Origin of the sequence: Nocardia sp. NBC_01327 (genome assembly GCF_035958815.1) — a bacterium.
Taxonomy (GTDB): Bacteria; Actinomycetota; Actinomycetes; order Mycobacteriales; family Mycobacteriaceae; genus Nocardia.
On the sequence record NZ_CP108383.1, the window covers coordinates 667,362 to 686,038 of the forward strand.

General features: G+C 64.5%; 16 protein-coding genes. 12 read left to right on the forward strand and 4 right to left on the reverse strand.

The genetic code is table 11. The features are described 5' to 3' along the window. Nucleotides 1–873: 873 nt before the first annotated feature. Nucleotides 874–1,605 (reverse strand): helix-turn-helix domain-containing protein, encoded by a 732-nt coding sequence (locus OG326_RS02950; protein WP_327143095.1) that lies wholly within the window; start codon nucleotides 1,603–1,605, stop codon nucleotides 874–876. A 247-nt stretch (nucleotides 1,606–1,852) separates the two neighbouring features. On the opposite strand from OG326_RS02950, the gene OG326_RS02955 reads away from it, so the two are divergent. Next, a complete protein-coding gene (locus tag OG326_RS02955) occupies nucleotides 1,853–2,068 on the forward strand; it encodes a hypothetical protein (protein ID WP_327143096.1) in 216 nt (71 codons plus the stop codon). Nucleotides 2,069–2,113: 45 nt separating this feature from the next. Here the strand turns inward: OG326_RS02955 and OG326_RS02960 are convergent, their stop codons facing one another. Next, a complete protein-coding gene (locus OG326_RS02960) occupies nucleotides 2,114–2,614 on the reverse strand; it encodes a MarR family winged helix-turn-helix transcriptional regulator (RefSeq protein WP_327143097.1) in 501 nt (166 codons plus the stop codon). A gap of 101 nt (nucleotides 2,615–2,715) precedes the next feature. Here OG326_RS02960 and OG326_RS02965 point away from each other — a divergent pair, with 101 nt between their 5' ends. Next, nucleotides 2,716–3,642 (forward strand): EamA family transporter, encoded by a 927-nt coding sequence (locus tag OG326_RS02965; protein ID WP_327143098.1) that lies wholly within the window; start codon nucleotides 2,716–2,718, stop codon nucleotides 3,640–3,642. Between the two features lie 200 nt (nucleotides 3,643–3,842). Further along, nucleotides 3,843–4,481, forward strand: coding sequence for an NAD(P)-dependent oxidoreductase (locus OG326_RS02970; RefSeq protein WP_327143099.1), 639 nt, complete (start codon nucleotides 3,843–3,845; stop codon nucleotides 4,479–4,481). A gap of 105 nt (nucleotides 4,482–4,586) precedes the next feature. Here the strand turns inward: OG326_RS02970 and OG326_RS02975 are convergent, their stop codons facing one another. Beyond that, nucleotides 4,587–5,318 (reverse strand): S1 family peptidase, encoded by a 732-nt coding sequence (locus OG326_RS02975; RefSeq protein WP_327143100.1) that lies wholly within the window; start codon nucleotides 5,316–5,318, stop codon nucleotides 4,587–4,589. 211 nt (nucleotides 5,319–5,529) lie between these two features. Between OG326_RS02975 and OG326_RS02980 the strand changes: the two genes are divergently transcribed. Beyond that, complete coding sequence (locus OG326_RS02980; RefSeq protein ID WP_327143101.1) at nucleotides 5,530–6,285, forward strand: MerR family transcriptional regulator; 756 nt, start codon at nucleotides 5,530–5,532, stop codon at nucleotides 6,283–6,285. A gap of 72 nt (nucleotides 6,286–6,357) precedes the next feature. On the opposite strand, the gene OG326_RS02985 is transcribed toward OG326_RS02980, so the two are convergent. After that, the gene (locus tag OG326_RS02985) at nucleotides 6,358–7,533 is read right to left on the reverse strand and encodes a hypothetical protein (protein ID WP_327143103.1); all 1,176 of its coding nucleotides are present in this window, start codon (nucleotides 7,531–7,533) and stop codon (nucleotides 6,358–6,360) included. A gap of 322 nt (nucleotides 7,534–7,855) precedes the next feature. On the opposite strand from OG326_RS02985, the gene glf reads away from it, so the two are divergent. From glf to OG326_RS03025, 8 genes are all read left to right on the forward strand, one after another. Then, the gene (gene glf, locus OG326_RS02990; protein ID WP_327143104.1) at nucleotides 7,856–9,052 is read left to right on the forward strand and encodes a UDP-galactopyranose mutase; all 1,197 of its coding nucleotides are present in this window, start codon (nucleotides 7,856–7,858) and stop codon (nucleotides 9,050–9,052) included. A 23-nt stretch (nucleotides 9,053–9,075) separates the two neighbouring features. Beyond that, entirely contained in the window at nucleotides 9,076–11,019 is a 1,944-nt protein-coding gene (locus tag OG326_RS02995; RefSeq protein ID WP_327143105.1) for a glycosyltransferase, read from the forward strand. After that, nucleotides 11,016–11,594 (forward strand): phosphatase PAP2 family protein, encoded by a 579-nt coding sequence (locus tag OG326_RS03000; protein ID WP_442790904.1) that lies wholly within the window; start codon nucleotides 11,016–11,018, stop codon nucleotides 11,592–11,594. The genes OG326_RS02995 and OG326_RS03000 overlap by 4 nt, the downstream gene beginning before the upstream one ends. Before the next feature lie 29 nt (nucleotides 11,595–11,623). After that, on the forward strand, nucleotides 11,624–12,571 hold the full coding sequence (locus OG326_RS03005) for a decaprenyl-phosphate phosphoribosyltransferase (RefSeq protein ID WP_327143106.1): 948 nt from the start codon (nucleotides 11,624–11,626) through the stop codon (nucleotides 12,569–12,571). A 46-nt stretch (nucleotides 12,572–12,617) separates the two neighbouring features. Beyond that, complete coding sequence (zomB, locus tag OG326_RS03010) at nucleotides 12,618–14,588, forward strand: flagellar motor control protein ZomB (RefSeq protein WP_327146342.1); 1,971 nt, start codon at nucleotides 12,618–12,620, stop codon at nucleotides 14,586–14,588. Between the two features lie 275 nt (nucleotides 14,589–14,863). Beyond that, nucleotides 14,864–15,946: an alpha/beta hydrolase gene (locus OG326_RS03015; RefSeq protein WP_442790905.1), complete on the forward strand. Its 1,083-nt coding sequence runs from the start codon at nucleotides 14,864–14,866 to the stop codon at nucleotides 15,944–15,946. A gap of 230 nt (nucleotides 15,947–16,176) precedes the next feature. Further along, nucleotides 16,177–17,274, forward strand: a complete 1,098-nt coding sequence (locus OG326_RS03020; RefSeq protein WP_442790906.1) for an alpha/beta hydrolase — start codon at nucleotides 16,177–16,179, stop codon at nucleotides 17,272–17,274. A gap of 216 nt (nucleotides 17,275–17,490) precedes the next feature. Further along, nucleotides 17,491–18,513 carry an alpha/beta hydrolase gene (locus OG326_RS03025; RefSeq protein ID WP_327143109.1) on the forward strand — a complete coding sequence of 341 codons (1,023 nt, stop codon included), beginning with the start codon at nucleotides 17,491–17,493 and terminating at the stop codon, nucleotides 18,511–18,513. Nucleotides 18,514–18,677: the final 164 nt, after the last annotated feature.

Below are 18,677 nucleotides of genomic sequence, written 5' to 3' on the forward strand. Positions count from 1 at the left end.
TATTCTCCCTATAGATGATCCGGCATCGATAGCGGGTGTGCCGAACTTCCATCGTTACGAATGATCGCTGGACTGGGCCGTAGGTATTACCAAGCTTCTTAAGGCACAAGGCTGGCATGCCCTCGATGCCGCTATGCCAGATCGGGCCATCATTCCTGGAACAATGCACGAACAACTTAACGGGACCATTCTTGCCGAGGTGACCATGCAAGATGCCCAGGGGCTGTGCTGAACTGCTTGCGAGACAGACACCGAAACGAGGTAAGGTGAAGATCCTTTACAAAGGCATCCGAGTTCTCGGCATGGTAATCAAAGATGGGCTCTCTACGTTCTTTCCGGGAGGATAGTTAATGGTTTCGCCTGTTAGTCATTGGGTTTTTCATTATGACGAAGATGATTTTATAATCGCCGAGAATGGGTCGGTATCCGAGGAGGTTCGACACGCGATATCAGACTTCATGGATGATGTACGTTCTCTGGACGGTGTTGAATGGGTCATATCTGAATGGAGAGAAATTGTGAGGCACTACCCGGCCGAACCTCACGGTGTATCTTTAAATGCCACCCGAGCGCGGTTAGTGGGTAATAATGAGGTATCTGTCAAGTCCCTTTATGAGCAATTCGTGACGGTATTGGTTCCTGAGGATCTATTTTCGAACGCGATCCGGGAATTTCATGGATTCTTGAAGATGAATTCATAGATGGTGAACTAATTCTGTGATGCAGAACCGGGCGATCTCGGGGTCATCGATCCCGATAGGGACACTCCCGATCCGCCGGTGTGGGAGGTGCTTGAATCGGGGAGAATCGAGCATCGTGGTTCGGTGAGCGAGTGGTTCGGCCACGTCATGGGGTATGCGCAGGCGCGCTGACTCAGGGTTGGCGGGGGATCGGGATGAGGCGGTAGAGCCACCAGGGGCGGTCGGGGAATTCTGGGCTGTAGAGGCGGGCGTTCAGTTGGTGGACTTGGTTGTTCGTGGGGTCTCGGATGGTGATCTGCTCGCGGAACAAGTCCTCGGTGGGGACGTCGGTTGTCCATAGGTGTTCCCACTCCGGGATGGTTCGGCAGTTCTCGATGATTTCGGCGATGTGGGTGTTGGTGGTGGGGTCGGGGGTCAGGGTGCGGAGGCCATAGACGAGGCGGTGGGCCTCCCGGTGCCAATCGAGGATGGTTGAGCGGGCGGTGGGGTTCAGGAGGAGCCATTCGATGAGGTTGGTGCCGTTGGTGATTCCGGGGAAGGTGTGGCGGTAGGCGTCGTTTACCGCGATCAGGGTGAAGGTCGGGATCTGGAAGAAGCCGGCGGGGTGGGGGAGGCTGGCTAGGTCTGCCAGGTCGGCGTGGGTTGGCTGGGGTGGAGTAAGGCCGGGTGAAGGGCCTAGGACGCCGGGCAGGCTGAGGTTCAGGATGTGGCGGCGGTGCAGGGGTGGGATGTTCAGGCCGTCGAAGAGGATGCGCAGGGTGTTGAGGGTGGTGGGGCGGGAACCCAGTTCGATTTTCTCGATCAGCGAGGCCGAGATGTTGACGCGCTCGGCGAGTTGTTCGCGGGTGAGACCGGCAGCCGTTCGCTGTTGGCGAATGTATGAGCCGAATGGGTTGCCGGACAACGATTCTCACCTGTCTTTTGGGGGCTGAGCGGTAATCGATATGGGGTCCTCGCACGGATTGTGTGGACGGCGATCGTTGACCGCCCAGCGTTTGCTCTTGGATAATAGAACATATGTTCGAACAGCAACTGAAGAGGTAACCCCGTGTCGCCGATGTAGTGGGCGCGGGGTTGCCGTTGTGGCTCGATTGGGAGGCGGTCCGGTGGACTGGATGGGCGAATGTGTCGGCAACAGGATTGGGTTGGCAATGACCGGTGCGGGGGTGGGCCTGGGTGAACTCGCCGGGCGAACCGGACTCCCCGAGGTATTGCTTGCCGGCCGACTTGCCGCGCCCGAATACCTCCGGGTCGACGAACTCGTCATGATTGCCGCGGCGACGAAACGAGATGTGGTGGAACTGCTTCCGTGCTCACGTGGGCCTGCCGCGGCTGGATGCAACGCGTGTGGTGACGCGGTGGAATGAGTTAGGGCGGTGCTCCTGCGGGAGTGCCGCCCTCTTTTGTCGTCTTCAGGTGAGGGAGGTGTCGCCGAGGGATTCGGAGAGGTGGCGGAGGAGGTTCACGATTTGGGTGCGGTCGGTGGGGGTCAGGGCTGCCAGTAGGCGTTGTTCGTTGGCTGTGTGGAGGGGGAGGAGGCGGTCTACTAGGTCGCGGCCCTCCGGGGTGAGGTTGACGCGGATGGCGCGGCGGTCGGTGGGGTCGGGGATGCGGGCTACCAGGCCCTTGGTGGTCAGGCGGTCTATGCGGTTGGTGATGGCGCCGGAGGTGAGCATGGCTGCTTTGTTCAATGCGCCTGCGGTGAGGCCGGTTTCGCCGGCGGAGCGGCGGAGGGTGGCGAGGACGTCGAATTCCCAGCGTTCGAGGTTGTGGGTGCGGAAGAAGTCGATCAACTCGCGGTCGAGGATCTGGGCCAGGCGGGTGATGCGAGCGACGATCTCCATGGGGGAGACGTCCACGTCGGGGCGGACTTCTCGCCAGGCGGCGGTGATCTGGTCTACGGCGTCGGGCACGCGGGCTCCTGTCGGGAAATAATCTCAACATTAAGATACTTGACGTTGAGGTATCTGCGTGATTTTATCTTAACGTTGAGATTATCAATGAGGAGCTAATGATGAACATCAGCACCCGGACCGGGGGATACGCCGGGACACTTGCTCTGACCGGGCTCGCGCCGCTGGTGTGGGGTTCCACCTACGCCGTCACCACCGAGTTCCTGCCGCCGGATCGGCCGATGTTCACTGCGCTCATGCGGACGCTGCCCGCGGGGCTGCTGTTGCTGGCCATGACGCGCAAGCTGCCGCACGGCGAATGGGTGTGGAAGGCGGGCACTCTAGGCGCGCTGAATATGGGGGCGTTCATGCCGCTGCTGTTCCTCGCCGCGTATCGGCTGCCGGGTGGCGTGGCGGCGGTGCTCAGTTCCGCGTGGCCGCTGTTCGCGCTGCTGCTGGCGGCCATTGTGCTTAATGAGCGGTTGACCCTGCGGAAACTGCTTGCGGCGGTGATCGGTATCGGCGGCGTCGGGCTGGTGGTGCTGCGGGCGTCCGCTGCGCTCGACACGCTGGGTGTGGTCGCCGCGCTCGGGGCCGCGGTCTCCATGTCGGCGGGCGTCATCATGACCAAGCGCTGGGGACGGCCGGAAGGCGTTACGCCACTTGCCATGACGGGGTGGCAGCTCACCGCGGGCGGGCTGATGCTGGTGCCGATCGCGCTCGGCATCGAGGGTGCGCCGCCGGCGCTGGACGGGCGGGCCATCGGGGGTTACCTCTACCTCGGACTCATCGGTACCGCGCTGGCCTACGCCATCTGGTTCCGTGGCCTGGCACGCGCCAATGCCACCTCGGTGGCCTTCCTCGGACTGTTGAGCCCGCTGTCGGCCGCCATTATCGGCTGGGCCGCGCTGGGTCAGTCGCTGACACCGCTGCAGGTGCTCGGAATGGCAATTGCGCTGGGCGGCACGCTGCTCGGGCAGCTCGCGACCGCGCCGCGTAAGTCAGCGCCCGCGCCGGAAACGGCTGTGGCCGTGTCCAACGCAGTCTGATACGCCCAACCCCCGACACCCGACGCCCACAACCGACGTGCGCACCCGCCGCCCGACGTGCGCACCCGTCGCCCAGCACCCGTCGCCCGACGTCCGCACCCGTTGCCCAGCGCCCGTGCCCGTGCCCGACGACCGCGACCAATTCGGCTGCCGAATTTGGTGGCAGCAGTATTCGCCATCCTCGAAGGAGACCAGAAGCCATGCGTATCACCGTTTTCGGAGCAACAGGCGACGTCGGCAGCCGGGTGATCACCGAAGCCCTGCGGCGCGGACATGACGTGCGAGCCATCTCGCGTGACCCGAGCCGGGTTCGCGGACTGCCCGACACCGTTGAGGTGCGCGCGGCCGATGCTTCGGATGCCGATCAAGTCGCGGCCGTGGCCGCCGGGAGCGATCTCGTGATCAGTGCGACGCGACCGGTGCCTGGCCAAGAGCATGAGCTCGCCCAGGTCGCGGCCGCGCTTCTGGAAGCATTGGCGGACAGAGAGATTCGGCTGCTTGTGGTAGGCGGCGCGGGCAGCCTCCTCGTTCCGGGCACCGGCGCGATACTCAGCGAGCAGCCGGGCTTCCCCGCCGAACTCCTCCCGATCGCCGATGCTTGCAATCAACAGCTGACCGTGTTCCAGGAGTCCGAGCATGCGGTCGACTGGGCCTACCTCAGCCCGGCCGCGCTGCTGGAGCCGGGCGTGCGCACCGGCGTCTTCCGCCTCGGCACCGACGAACTCCTCGCCGATCATGAAGGCAATTCCGCCATTTCGATGGAGGACCTCGCCATCGTGCTCCTCGACGAAGCGGAACAACCCAAGCATCACCGGGCCCGTTTCACCGCCGCCTACTGACCGCTCGATTCGCCGCCACCGGCTGATCGAGACCCGTGCCCAACGAAAAATGGCGCGGGCTCCGAAAACTCCGGAGCCCGCGCCACTTTCAGGTCACAGCGAGGTTCAGAACGGGTGGAACCCCGCACCCACGCCACCGTGCCGGTCGATATCCGCCAGCACCATCGACATGGTTGTGGACAGCTCCGGCGCGTGGATCAGATCCCCGGCGCCCGTGCATGCCGGCAGCTGGATATCGATCGGCCCGGCATCGAAATCCGTACCGGCGACAACCATTCCGACCAGGCGATCGCCCAGGATCACCGGCGCACCGGAGTCACCATGATTGGCGCACACCTGGCTGCGGAACCAACTGGGATTGGTCTCCCACACCGGTCCACAGGTGTAACCGGTGGTGCGGCCGTTCTTGCACGCCATATCACCGACATTCGGCGGCGCCCCGATGCTGTTGATCACCGATTGCGCCACCTGCTTGGTCGGAGCGACCCGGCTGGCATCGAAATCGATGACGGACCAGTCGTTTCCGGCGTTCTTATTGGCGATCACGCCGATACCGCCGCTGTGCGTGTACTCGGCGGCAATGCGCGCGCCGACCTCACCGCAGTGCCCGGCGGTAATGCCGACCAGCTTGCCGTCACGGTCGTAGCCGATGGTGGTGAGCGTGCAGTCGGCGAGTGTTGTCGGATCGTCGAGCTGCTCGACGTAGATGCCCGAGCCGCCACCGAGTGTCACCACGGGCGCCGCGTCGGCGGTTCCGGTGAGCAGGAAGGTGGAACTCAGGGCAGTCGCGACAACGGCCGCCCAGGAAAGAACTCGGGCGCGGCCCGTAACGAACATGGTGTTCCCCATCCCCCGGAAAAGAATCGAGCGGCGCGCTGAAAGCCGGTTCCGCCAGCGCGCGTGTGGATCGTGTCACGGGCTGTCTCACCGAAGCAAGTCGATTGACCAGTGACGGATTCGATGGCCTATTCGCAAGGCTTGACCTTGACGCTACGTCAACTTGCATGCTGAATTAATCGAGGTCGAACAGGAGCGGAAAGGACCGAACGTGGCAACCGAATGGTCGATCCAGGAACTGGCCAAAGCCGCCGGAACCACCAGCCGCACGCTGCGGCATTACGGTGAGCTCGGGCTGCTGGCGCCCACCCGGATCGGTGGCAACGGTTACCGCTATTACGATCAGAACTCCCTCGTACGGCTGCAGCGCATCCTTTTGCTGCGCGAACTCGGTCTGGGTCTCCCGGCCATCGCCGAAGTTCTTGCGGGACAAAAGGACACCGCCGCCGCCCTGCGCACGCATCTGGAATTGCTGCAGCACGAACAGGACCGGATCGCGCGGCAGATCGCCTCGGTGCACACCACATTGCACAAGACGGAAGCGGGTGAATCACTCATGGCCGAGGAAGTTTTCGACGGATTCGACAACAGCCGGTACAAGGACGAGGTCATCGAAAGATGGGGTAGGGACGCCTGGGAGAGCGGCGACCGCTGGTGGCGCACCATGAGCGAGGCCGATAAGAAGGCCCACTTCCAGACCCACCTCGATATCGCCGCCGACTACGGCCGGGCACACGCGGCCGGACTCGCTGTCGGCGCCGACGAGGTGCAGTCCATCGTCCAGCGCCACTACGACTGGGTGACCCTCGGCTGGCAGGGTAAGTGCCCGCCGGCCCAGTACTTCAAGAACCTCGGCGAAATGTACGTCGCCGACCCGCGCTTCGCGGCGAACTACGACAAGCACGGTGCGGGCACCACCGAGTTCGTCCGGGACGCCATGAACGAGTACGCCGACACCCGGCTGTAGCCGGAGGAAATGCGTGGCAACGCACAACGGCCCGAGCAGACGCCCGGGCCGTTGTCGTATGGGGCTATCGAATCAGGCTGCGCCGCACATGGATTGCATGACTCCGCGGAGGATGGGCATGCCGTAGGTGGTGGGGGCGAAGGCGAGGGTTTGGGCGATGCCCAGGGGGGTGGTGATGGTGGAGGCTACGCCGGTGAAGCCGGCGATGGTGCTGCCGACGGTCATGAGGAGGCTGGCGGTGTCCAGGGTGAGGGTGATCATGTCGAAGGCGTTCTCCACCTTCACATCCGACAGGGGCACCGTGTCGAGGCCCTTGCCCTCGTAGATGTCGAAGCCGAGGTTGGCGAGGAAGGTGAGGGGGCCGTAGTCCATGGCGTTCACCAGGGGGCCGAGCTGTTCGATGCGGCGCATCAGGACCGAATGGGCGACTCGGTTGTCATGCAGGAAGCCCTGCAGCGCATCGGCGTTCGCATTCACGGCGGCCGGATCGACCGGCAGACCGGCGGTGCGGGTGAGGAAGTTGCGGGTGCGCTCGACCAGGTCGGAGGTCTTGAGTTCGGCGAGCGGGGTGCAGGTGCCGTCGGCCTTGGTCAGCTGGTTCGCCAGATCCAGGAGCGGCTGCGGGACCGCCACGTGCTCGTCCGGCAGCGGCTCCAATTGCAGCTTCTCGTATGCGGTGGGGGCGGTGCAGGTGCGGGCCAGCTGCGCCTGGATGGAACGGGCCAGTGATTTCACGCCGGTGAACATCGCGCCGACGATCGGCTTGAGAATGAAACCGACGGTCGGGATGAGGCTGAAGGCCAGCTGCGTAGGAATCTTCACGATGCGGGTGCCGAGAATGAACACCTCGATCACATCGGACACCGTGATCGTGGACAGCGAGACGGTCTGGTCGATGCGGCCGGTGCGGATCGCGTCCAGGTCGTTGACCAGGTAGGACACAATCGGATCATCGAGGAATTCGAGTCGATCGCCGGTTCCGGTCGGATCCATGGGCAGACCGCGCCGGTGCACGTGGACCTGCGCGATGGTCTGGCGGAAATCGTTGACCTGCTGATCGAACGCGGCCTGCTGACCTGCCGGAACAACCGTGCGAACGGCGGTCGCGGCATTGGTCACAATGTCATCGAAGGTTGCCGCACCATTGCCGCACAGGCCGGCCGGGTCGGCCACCTGGGTGCTGGCGAGGGTGTCTTCGTCGGCGTGCGCCGGGGCTGCGGTGGGAATGAGGGCGACGGTGCTCAGCACAGCCGTGAGTGTGAGTGCGCCCATGAGTGGGGCGAAACGGGCTAACCGCATGGTGGGGGGTTGTCTTCCGGTCGGCGGGGAGGCACGGCCGCGTACTGCGCACGGCAACGATCTGGACGTTTGTTCAGCTCGTTGCGTTATGAAATACAGGTCGGATGACGGATCTGTCCCCATTTCGGTTAACTCTGAGCGAAATCCTGGACGACAGCTCCCTCTCACGGGGGACGACGATCACCGGTTCCGTCCGTAACCTGGATGCCTAAAAATCCCACCTACCGGAGCCCACGCGCGCCGATATCTTCTTCCACTACGCTGGGCTCCCGTGACCGTCGCATCCCCCTTCGATCTCATCGTCGTCGGCTCCGGCTTCTTCGGGCTGACCATCGCCGAACGCACCGCCAACCTGCTGGGCAAGCGGGTCCTGGTGGTCGACCGCCGCTACCACCTCGGTGGTAACGCGTACTCGGAGGCGGAGCCAGAGACCGGCATCGAAATCCACAAGTACGGTGCTCACCTTTTCCACACCTCGAACAAACGGGTGTGGGATTACGTGAACCAGTTCACCGAATTCACCAACTACCAGCACCGCGTCTACGCGCTGCATAAGGGTCAGGCCTACCAGTTCCCCATGGGACTCGGCCTCATCTCCCAGTTCTTCGGCCGCTACTTCACGCCGGAGGAAGCACGCGCGCTGATCGCCGAGCAGTCCGCCGAGATCGACACCAAGGATGCTGCCAATCTCGAGGAGAAGGCGGTGTCCCTGATCGGCCGCCCGCTCTACGAGGCGTTCATCCGTGACTACACCGCAAAGCAGTGGCAGACCGACCCACGGGAGCTGCCCGCAGGCAATATCACCCGCCTGCCGGTGCGCTACAACTTCGACAATCGGTACTTCAACGACACCTACGAGGGTCTGCCCAAGGACGGGTACACCGCGTGGCTGACCAAGATGGCCGAGAGCGAGCTCATCGAGGTCCGTGTCGACACCGACTGGTTCGACGTCCGCGACGAGCTCCGGGCGCAGAACCCGGACGCGCCCGTCATCTACACCGGCCCGCTGGACGCCTATTTTGATTACAGCGAGGGCGAACTCGGATGGCGCACTATCGATTTCGAGACCGAGGTCTTGAAAACCGGTGACTTCCAGGGCACCTCGGTCATGAACTACAACGACGCGGACGCGCCCTACACCCGCATCATCGAGCCGCGCCACTTCCACCCCGAGCGCGACTACCCGAACGACAAGACCGTCATCATGCGCGAGTTCTCCCGCTTCGCTCAGACCGGCGACGAACCGTACTACCCTGTCAACACCCCCGACGACCGCGCCAAGCTGCTCGCCTACCGCGAGCTCGCCAAGGCCGAAACCGCCTCGGCCAAGGTCCTTTTCGGTGGCCGCCTCGGCACCTACCAGTACCTCGACATGCATATGGCCATCGGCGCCGCGCTCAGCATGTTCGATAATGTGCTGCGCCCGCACCTGGAGTCCGGCGCCGCGCTGGTGGACACCGCCGAATGACCGCACAAGCAACGTTGGAAGACATGACGCCAGAAGAGTCTCACGGAGCGACCCGCGCCAAGTCCCTCCTGCAGCGCATCATCCTGCCCCGGCCGGGCGAGCCCCTCGACGTACGCAAGCTGTACCTCGAGGAGTCCGATACCAACGCCAAACGCGCGCACGCCACCTCGCGCACCTCGCTGTCCATCGGCGCGGAGTCCGAGGTGTCGTTCTGCACCTACTTCAATGCGGTCCCGGCCAGCTACTGGCGGCGCTGGAGCGTATTGCAGTCGATGGTGCTGCGGCTGGAACTCTCCGGTCACGGACGTGTGGACGTGTACCGGTCCAAGGCCGACGGATCGCGAATCCACGTGCAGGGCAACGAGTTCAGCACGCCGGGCGATGCGCAGGACACCCTGGTCGAGTTCGAGGTGGATCTGGGCCCGTTCGAGGACGGCGGCTGGATCTGGTTCGACATCACCACCGACAGCGCGGTGCAGCTGCGCAGCGGCGGCTGGTACGCACCGATCGAGGCGCCGGGTGAGGGCAGCATCGCCATCGGCATGCCGACCTTCAACCGCCCCACCGATGCGGTGAAAACCATTACCGCCCTGGGTAGCGACCCGCTGGTGCTGGAGAAGATCAAGGCCGTCATCATCCCCGACCAGGGCACTCGCAAGGTCGTGGACGAGCCGGGCTTCGCCGAAGCCGCACTGCCGCTGGGTGATCGCCTGGCCATCCACAACCAGCCCAATCTGGGTGGGTCCGGTGGTTACAGCCGGGTCATGTACGAGGCGCTCAAGACCACGGACGCCGAGTTCATCGTCTACATGGACGATGACATCGAGATCGAACCCGACAGCATCCTGCGCGCACTCGCGTTCTCGCGCTTCGCCAAATCGCCCATCCTCACCGGTGGTCAGATGCTGAACCTGCAGGAGCGCTCGCACCTGCACACCATGGGCGAGATCGTGGACCGGTCCATCTTCATGTGGACCGCGCCCGCGAATGTCGAGTACGACCACGACTTCTCGAAGAATCCGCTCAGCGACCGCGACAATTCCAAGCTGCTGCACCGTCGCATCGATGTGGACTTCAACGGCTGGTGGACCTGCGTCATCCCGCGCCGGGTGGCCGAGGAGATCGGGCAGCCGCTGCCGCTGTTCCTCAAATGGGACGACGTCGAATACGGTTTGCGCGCAAGGGATCACGGCTATCCGACCGTCACCCTGCCGGGTGCGGCCGTCTGGCATATGGCCTGGAGCGACAAGGACGACGCCATCGACTGGCAGGCGTACTTCCACCTGCGCAACCGCCTGGTGGTCGCCTCGCTGCACCTGCCCAACGACGGCCGGCCCATGGTGGTCAACACCATCAAGGCCACGCTGAAACACCTGCTCTGCCTGGAGTATTCGACGGTGGCCATCCAGAACGAGGCCATTCGCGACTACCTCGCCGGACCGGACAAGCTCTTCGAGCTGCTGCCGACCGCGCTCGGCAAGGTGCACGCCATGCGCAAGCAGTTCCCGGACGCCGTGGTGCTGCCGTCCTCCACCGAACTGCCGCTGCCCAGCCATGCCGAGGTGGGCGCGGTCGGCGAACCGTCGAACCCGCTCTCGAAGATCGCGCGGCTCGGCAGGGGCGTGGTGCACAACTTCCGCAAGGCCAATACCAAGCACCATGACGTCCCGCAGCTGAATGTGCCGACGCTGGATGCCCGCTGGTACCTGCTGTCACAGGTGGACGGCGTCACCGTCACCACCGCCGACGGCCGCGGTGTGGTCTACCGCAAGCGGGATCCGCGCAAGGCCGCCGAGCTGTTCCGCGAGGCGCTGCGGCTGCGCAGGGAGCTGGCCGAGCGCTTCCCCGAGGTGCGCGAGCAGTATCGTGCGGCGCATTCACATCTCACGAGCAAGGCGGCTTGGGAGAACACCTTTGGAATAAGCACCGTTGGGATCACGAGCGACTCAGGGAATGAGAGCAAATGACCGCCAGTCAGTCGGCCACCGAGCCTGATCGTGGATTGCACATCGTCCCCGAGACCCCCGTGACCGCACCGCCCGCCGAGGTGAAGATCCTCAATCTGGTGCAGGGCACCATCGGCCGGAACCCGGCCGTGGTCAAGGTCGCTCGCGGTATGTCGCATTTCGGCGATCACTCGCTCGGCTGGATCGGCATCGCGGCGGTGGGGGCGCTCGTCGACAAACCCCGCCGACGGGAGTGGGCCGGGGTCGCGGTCGGCGCGTTCGGGGCGCACGCCGCCTCCGTCGTCATCAAGAGAATCGTCCGCCGCCCGCGCCCGAATGATCCATCGGTGCAGGTCAACGTGTCGACGCCGGGCAAGCTCAGTTTCCCGTCCTCGCATGCGACCTCCACGACGGCGGCGGCGGTGTTGCTCGGCAGGCTCACCGGGTTACCCTTGCCCGCGGTGCTCGTCCCGCCGATGCTGCTTTCCCGGGTCGTCCTCGGGGTTCACTACCCATCCGACGTGCTCGCCGGTTCCGCGCTGGGCGCCGCATCAGCTGCTGTTGTGCTTGCCGCCGAAAAGAGACTCGCGAAGTGACCGCGCAGGAAGAAAGAGCCGTTGTTGACATGAGCGAAGAGCCGACCGGCGTTGACCTGGACGAAGGTGTCATCAAGGGCCCGCCGAAGACCCTGATCGGCGGTCTGGTGAAGGCCGTGCGCCCACGCCAGTGGGTCAAGAACGTGCTCGTACTGGCGGCGCCACTGGCAGCGGGCAAGGACGCCGCCGGCCATGTGGTTTTCACCGATATGTCGGTGCTGCTGCACGTCGGCGTCGCCTTCGTGGCGTTCTGCCTCGCGGCCTCGGGCATCTACCTGGTCAACGACGCGCTGGACGTGGAGGCCGACCGGGCCCACCCGACCAAGCGCTACCGGCCGATCGCCGCCGGTGTGGTTCCGGTGAACCTCGCCTACACGCTGTCGCTCGTACTGCTGGTCGCGTCGCTCGCGCTGTCGTTCGTGGCGTCGTGGCATCTGGCCGTGGTGATGGCCGTGTACATCGGCATTCAGCTGGCCTACTGCTTCGGCCTCAAGCACCAGGCCGTGCTCGATATCTGCATCGTCTCCTCCGGCTTCCTGCTGCGCGCGGTCGCCGGTGGCGCCGCCGCCGATATCAAGCTGTCCCAGTGGTTCCTGCTCATCATGGCTTTCGGCTCGCTGTTCATGGCGGCCGGAAAGCGCTACGCCGAGTTGAAGATCGCGCTCGACACCGGCGCCAAGATTCGCAAGTCGCTGCAGTACTACACGGCCACCTACCTGCGTTTCGTCTGGACCCTGTCGGCCACCGCGGTGGTGGTCTTCTACGGGCTGTGGGCGTTCGAACAGGGCCGGATCAAGGACACCGACTGGTTCGCGATCTCGATGGTGCCCTTCACCATCGCGGTGCTGCGCTACGCGGTGGACGTCGACGGCGGTGAAGCCGGTGAACCCGAAGAGATCGCCCTGGGGGACCGGATCCTCCAGTTCCTCGCAATAGCCTGGATCGGAGCGGTAGGTGTCGCTGTCTATCTCACCTGACGTGGTAGAGGGAGAAGAGCGAGGGGAGGGCGCACCGACGGCACAGTTGCCGGTCGGTAGTGCCCATCGGCGTGCGGCAGATGTGTCCGCGCGCCGTTTCTCGCGACTATCTCGCACCGTCTTCATCGGTGGGATCGTGCTGACCGCGACCCTTTTCGCAGCCGGCGCCTGGCAGCGGCGGTGGATCGCCGACGACGGCCTGATCGTGCTGCGCACGGTGCGAAACCTGCTGGCGGGCAACGGCCCGGTATTCAATGCGGGCGAACGCGTCGAAACCAATACCAGTACGGCCTGGACCTACCTCGTCTGGTTCTTCAGCTGGCTGACCCAGCTGCGGCTGGAGTACGTGGTGCTCGGCATCGCGCTCACGCTGTCGGTGCTGGCGATCGTCTTCGCCATGCTGGGCTCGGCACGACTGTGGGGCGGAACGAAATCCGCCCTTCTGGTCCCGGCCGGAGCACTGGTCTACATCGCCATGCCTCCCGCTCGTGACTACGCCACCTCCGGCCTGGAGAACTGCCTGGTCATCTGCTGGCTGGCAGTGCTGTGGTGGCTGCTGGTCCGCTGGAGTCAGGCCGAACGAGTGCGCCTGCCAGGCTTTTTCGGCCTGGTGTTCTTCGCCGGGCTGGCCCCGCTGATCCGGCCGGAGATGACGCTGGTCGGTGCGCTCGCACTGGTCATGATCTTCTGCGCACCGCTGCCGCAGACCCGGGTGCGGCCGCTGTTCTTCCGGATCGGTGTCGTGCTGGTGGCAGGACTGGTGCCGGTCGCGTACCAGATCTGGCGCATGGGCTATTACGGTCTGCCGTACCCGAATACGGCGGTGGCCAAGGATGCGGCCGGGGCCAAGTGGCATCAGGGCTTCATCTATCTGTGGAACTTCGTCGGCCCGTACTGGTTGTGGCTGCCGCTGCTGATCCTGGCGATCGCCGCGGTGTTCGCGGTGCGGTCCGGCCGCGCCTCGGGCTCGCTCGACCGCCGTGCCGTCGACGACGAGGTCTCCGAAGGTTCGGAGACGCGCTGGCGCAATCGGATTCACCGGTTCAGCGTCCGATTGCGCACTCCCGCGGCCGTTGCCACGCTCATGGTCGGCAGCGGTGTGGTGCTCATCGTCTACGAGTTGCGTGTCGGCGGCGACTTCATGCACGGTCGCATGCTGCTGCCGCAGCTGTTCTGCCTGATGCTGCCGGTGGCCGTGCTGCCGGTGCGGCTGCCGCAGAACATCTTCAGTGGTCAGCGCGGCGGGCGCCGCGTGGACTGGGCGCTGGCGGTGGTGCTGGCGGGCTTCGTCGGCACCGCGGGCTGGGCGCTGTTCGCGGCCAATACGACGGCCATCACGACCGGCACCAAGATCGCCTCGACGGGCATTGTGGACGAGCGGATCTACTACGTCCTCAATACCGGTCACGATCATCCGATCCTGGCCGAGGACTATCTGGACTATCCGCGCATGCGCGCCATGGTCCGCGATATCACCGACACCCCGGACGGCGGCCTGCTGCTCAATTCGCCGTCCTTCATGTTCTGGTACGTCGCACCGCCGCCCGCGCCCATTCCCGACGGTGGCGCCGGACATACCGTCTTCTTCCTGAATCTCGGTATGACCAGCATGAACGTGCCGCTGAACGTGCGGGTCATCGATCAGATGGGCCTGGCGTATCCGCTTGCGGCGCATACCGACCGGCTCACCGACGGCCGCATCGGGCACGACAAGAACCTGTACCCGGACTGGGTCGTGGTGGATGCGGGCATGGTCGACAAGCATCCGTGGCTGCCCTGGTACATGGACGACAAGTGGGTGCAGCAGGCGCGAGTCGCGCTGTCCTGCCCGCAGACCCAGGATCTGCTGGCGTCCTCGCGGTCGCCGCTGACCTTCGAGCGGTTCCGGCACAATGTGATGCAGTCACTGGACTTCTCGAAGTACCGCATCGATCGGGTGCCGAAGTACGAGATCGAACGGTGCGGGTTGGTCGATCCGTATCCGTCGGCTCCGGCGGTGCCGGTGCCGCCCAAGTAGCGAGACAGTAAGTCCCCCGGGACAATTCCGGGCAAATTTAGCGAATCACCCACGGCGGCGATCCTTTAACACAGGGTCGCCGCCGTTGTGTCCGATTCGCAACCTGATAATGCACTCTCATCTCGGTTTGGTAACACCCAGGGGGTCGTTTAGCGATAGCATCCCTGGGTACGCCCGTCGCGGTCCATCGCGTATGTGTCGCAACGGTTGTCGCAATACACGGCCCGCGCCCTGGCATGGGCAGCCGGTCGTGCCGACGAAAGGCCGAACGAGATATGCGAGGCTTGACTGTGGGTGGGGCACAGGAGATTCGGGCCCGGGGCGCAGGCGCCGGGCGCGGGTGGCTGAGAAAGTCAGCCGTGGGTCTGGCCGTGGCGGCCTTGCTACCGTTCGGGGCGTCGGTGGCAGGAGCTGGTCTCGGCTCCGGTGTCGCGCACGCCGCCTTCAATCCCGCCGGTATGGACTTCTATGTCGATTCGACTATGGGGCCCATCAAATCTCGTGTGTTCCGGGCGGCGGACGGTAATACCGACCGGGTGGTCTATCTGCTCGACGGTATGCGCGCCCGCGACGACGACAGCGGCTGGGAAATCGAGACCGGTGCGGCGCAGACCCTGATGGCCGCGAATATCAATGTGGTCATGCCGGTCGGCGGCATGTCCAGCTTCTATGCCGACTGGGCCTCGCCGAGCACCTTCCTCGGCATCCCCGCCGGCACGCTTGCGGGCTCGGGTTCCGGCGCCACCGAGGCGCTTGCGGGCGGTCCGGGCAAGACCTCCGCGTATATGTGGGAAACGTTCCTGACGCAGAACCTGCGTGATGCGCTGCGGGATCGCCTGGGCTTCAATGTGACTCACAACGGCGTTGTCGGATTGTCGATGAGCGGCAGCGCCGCGATGGTGCTGGCGGCCTTCTATCCCAATCAGTTCTCCTACGCCGCATCGCTTTCCGGTGCGCTGAATTTGTCCATGCCGGGTATGCGGGATGCCGTCCGGGTCGCCATGCTGGATGCCGGCGGTTACAACATCGACGCGCTCGCCAAGGCCAAGGACGCCAAATGGCAGCACCTCGATCCGTTCACCTTCGCGCCGAAATTGAAGGCCAACAACACGCGCCTGTTCATTTCGGCGGGTAGTGGACTGCCGTCCTCGGCCGATGCCATCAATGCCTCCACCGTCGAGGGCATGGGTATCGAGGCCATCGCGCTGGTGGGTACCAAATCCTTCCAGGCTCGGCTCTCCGGTCTGGGCGACAGCAATGTCACCTACGACTATCCGGCCGTCGGTGTGCACAACTGGAAAAACTGGGAGTCCGAGCTGAATCGACTGACCCCTGATTTGTCGGCGCACATTGGCTGACATAGTTGCCGGGTCACACCCGCAGTTGTTGCGCGGTATTCGTACCGCGTGGCTTTTGTGTCCCTTGTTGTATCAACTACCTGGTCCGGGCCACAAATGCTCGTACTAGTGGTCCCGATCACATATGTCTCTTTCCGATAACGCTCCGTTAGCCGTAGAACGATAGGCTCCCCGAGACGCCCGCCGTGGCCCCGAGCACGCGGTTGAAACGAACGAACACGAAAGGCCTGATGATGCGAGGTGCGCAGGATAGACGTCGGAGATCGAGCGGCGGCTGGATGAGGAAGTCTGTCCTCGGCATGGCCTTGGCGCTACTGCTCCCGTTCGGGGCGTCGGTGGCAGGTGTGGCAGGGTCCGCGAACGCGGCGTTCAATCCGACCGCTATGGATTTCTGGGTCGACTCGTCCAGCGGGATGGGCCCGATCAAATCGCGCATCTTCCGGGCCGCGGACGGTAATACCGACCGCGTCGTCTACGCGCTCGACGGTATGCGCGCCCGTGACGACATCAGTGGCTGGGAAAACGACACCGATGTGGCCAATGCGCTGACCGCCGCGAATATCAATGTGGTCATGCCGGTCGGCGGCCAGTCCAGTTTCTACGCCGACTGGGCCGCGCCCAGCACCTTCCTCGGCGTTCCCGCCGGTACCGGCTCCGGCTCGCTGTCGTCGTCGGGCTCGGCGTCCGGTTCCTCCTCGGGTTCCGGCGGCCTGCAGATCATGGCCGGTGGCCCGGGCAAGAGCTTCCGCTACACGTGGGAGACCTTCCTGACCAAGGACCTGCGTAATGCACTCAGCGCCCGCCTCGGCTTCAACCCGAACCGCAATGGCGTCTTCGGTCTGTCCATGGGTGGTTCGGCGGCGCTGACCCTGGCGGCCTACCACCCGGATCAGTTCAGCTTCGCGGGTTCGTTCTCCGGTTACCTGAACATCTCCGCCCCCGGCATGCGAGAGGCCATGCGCCTGGCCATGATCGACGCCGGCGGCTTCAATGTCGACTCGATGGCACTGCCGTGGAGCCCGCAGTGGCTGCGCATGGACCCGTTCGTCTTCGCGCCGCAGTTGAAGGCCAACAACACCCGGCTCTGGATCTCCGCCGCCAGCGCCATCCCCGGACCGGGCGATGTGACGTCGGTGATGTCGGTCCTGCAGGGCATGCCGCTGGAGGCGCTCGCGCTGGCCAACACCCGCGCCTTCCAGGTGCGTATGGCCGCCATCGGCGCCAACAATGTCGACTACGACTTCCCCGCGGCCGGTGTGCACAACTGGGCCAACTGGGCAGCCGAGGTCTACCGCATGGTTCCGGACCTGTCCGCCAATATCGGCTAGCCTCCGAGCAGCAGTGAAAGGCCCCCGCCCCTCAGGGCGGGGGCCTTTTTGTCGGTCTCGGTCCGGACTCGGCTAATCGGACTCGCAAACACGCCGGGCTGGTGAGCCGACATTTGCCCGGTATCGATGAAGATCAAGCGAAGAAGATCAGGTGTGCAAGCTCGGTTCTGCTCCAACGAGAGGGCTAGGTCGATGCGGGTTAGAGGCTTCAAAAGAATGGTCCTGGGCGTCGCCGCGACGCTTGTCCTGCCACTTGCTCTCACGGTGGTCGGAACCGGGCCTGCGACAGCGGCGTTCAACCCGGCGGCCTTCGACTTCTGGGTGGACTCGCCGGTCATGGGTCCGATCAAGACCCGGGTGCTGCGCGCGGCGGACGGTAATACCGACCGGGTCGTCTATGCCCTCGATGGTCAGCGCGCCACCGAGATCTTGAACGGCTGGGAGAACGACACCAATGTCGCGGACGTCCTGGCCAGCTGGAATATCAATGTGGTCATGCCGGTCGGCGGTGAGTCCAGTTTCTATGCCGACTGGAATTCCCCGAGTTCGTTCTTCGGGGTCCCGGCGGGTGCGGGTTCGTCCGCGGCCAATACCGGTTCGGGCGCCACCGAGGCGCTCGGCGCCGGACCGGGCAAGAGCTACCGGTACGACTGGGAAACCTTCCTGACCGACCAGTTGCGCTGGGCACTGCGGGATCGCCTGGGGTTCAATCCCAATCGCAATGGCGTCTTCGGCCTGTCCATGGGCGGCAGTGCGGCGCTGACCCTGGCCGCCTATCACCCGGATCAGTTCAGTTATGCCGGTTCCTTTTCCGGCTACCTGAACATCTCCGCACCGGGTATGCGGGAGGCGATTCGGGTCGCCATGATCGACGCCGGTGGTTACAACGTCGATTCCATGGCCCCGCCCTGGGGTGACCGCTGGCTGCGCATGGATCCGTTCGTCTTCGCCCCCACCCTGATCGGGAACAACACCCGGCTCTGGGTCGCGGCGGGCAGCGGGCTGCCCATGCAGCAGGATCTCGATATCCCGCTCGGCGCGGCCACGGACCGAATCGTGCGGGGTTCGCCGCTGGAGGCGTTGGCGCTGGCCAATACTCGGGCCTTCCAGGTGCGCATGGACACGCTGGGCGCCCGGAATGTCACGTATTCGTTCCCGCCGGTCGGTCTGCACGCCTGGACCAACTGGCAGGACGAGGCGTATCGCATGATTCCGGACATGTCCGCAAATATCGGGTAAATCGACCGAATACGAAGGCCCCCGCCCGAACAGGGTGGGGGCCTTCGCATATCGGGCGTATCACAATTCGGTGTCCGAGGTGTTTTCCGAGCGACCGGCTCCGAATAAGAGCCTATAGAGAAGCGAGAGCGGCGACAGCTTCTGCATTTCAGTGGTGGTCAACG

Coding starts and splice junctions, on each gene's coding strand:
- OG326_RS02955 (WP_327143096.1), top strand. CDS start 1,853: ATGACCGGTGCGGGGGTGGGCCTGGGTGAACTCGCCGGGCGAACCGGA.
- OG326_RS02965 (WP_327143098.1), top strand. CDS start 2,716: ATGAACATCAGCACCCGGACCGGGGGATACGCCGGGACACTTGCTCTG.
- OG326_RS02970 (WP_327143099.1), top strand. CDS start 3,843: ATGCGTATCACCGTTTTCGGAGCAACAGGCGACGTCGGCAGCCGGGTG.
- OG326_RS02975 (WP_327143100.1), bottom strand. CDS start 5,318: ATGTTCGTTACGGGCCGCGCCCGAGTTCTTTCCTGGGCGGCCGTTGTC.
- OG326_RS02995 (WP_327143105.1), top strand. CDS start 9,076: ATGACGCCAGAAGAGTCTCACGGAGCGACCCGCGCCAAGTCCCTCCTG.
- OG326_RS03000 (WP_442790904.1), top strand. CDS start 11,016: ATGACCGCCAGTCAGTCGGCCACCGAGCCTGATCGTGGATTGCACATC.
- OG326_RS03005 (WP_327143106.1), top strand. CDS start 11,624: ATGAGCGAAGAGCCGACCGGCGTTGACCTGGACGAAGGTGTCATCAAG.
- OG326_RS03015 (WP_442790905.1), top strand. CDS start 14,864: ATGCGAGGCTTGACTGTGGGTGGGGCACAGGAGATTCGGGCCCGGGGC.
- OG326_RS03020 (WP_442790906.1), top strand. CDS start 16,177: ATGATGCGAGGTGCGCAGGATAGACGTCGGAGATCGAGCGGCGGCTGG.
- OG326_RS03025 (WP_327143109.1), top strand. CDS start 17,491: ATGGTCCTGGGCGTCGCCGCGACGCTTGTCCTGCCACTTGCTCTCACG.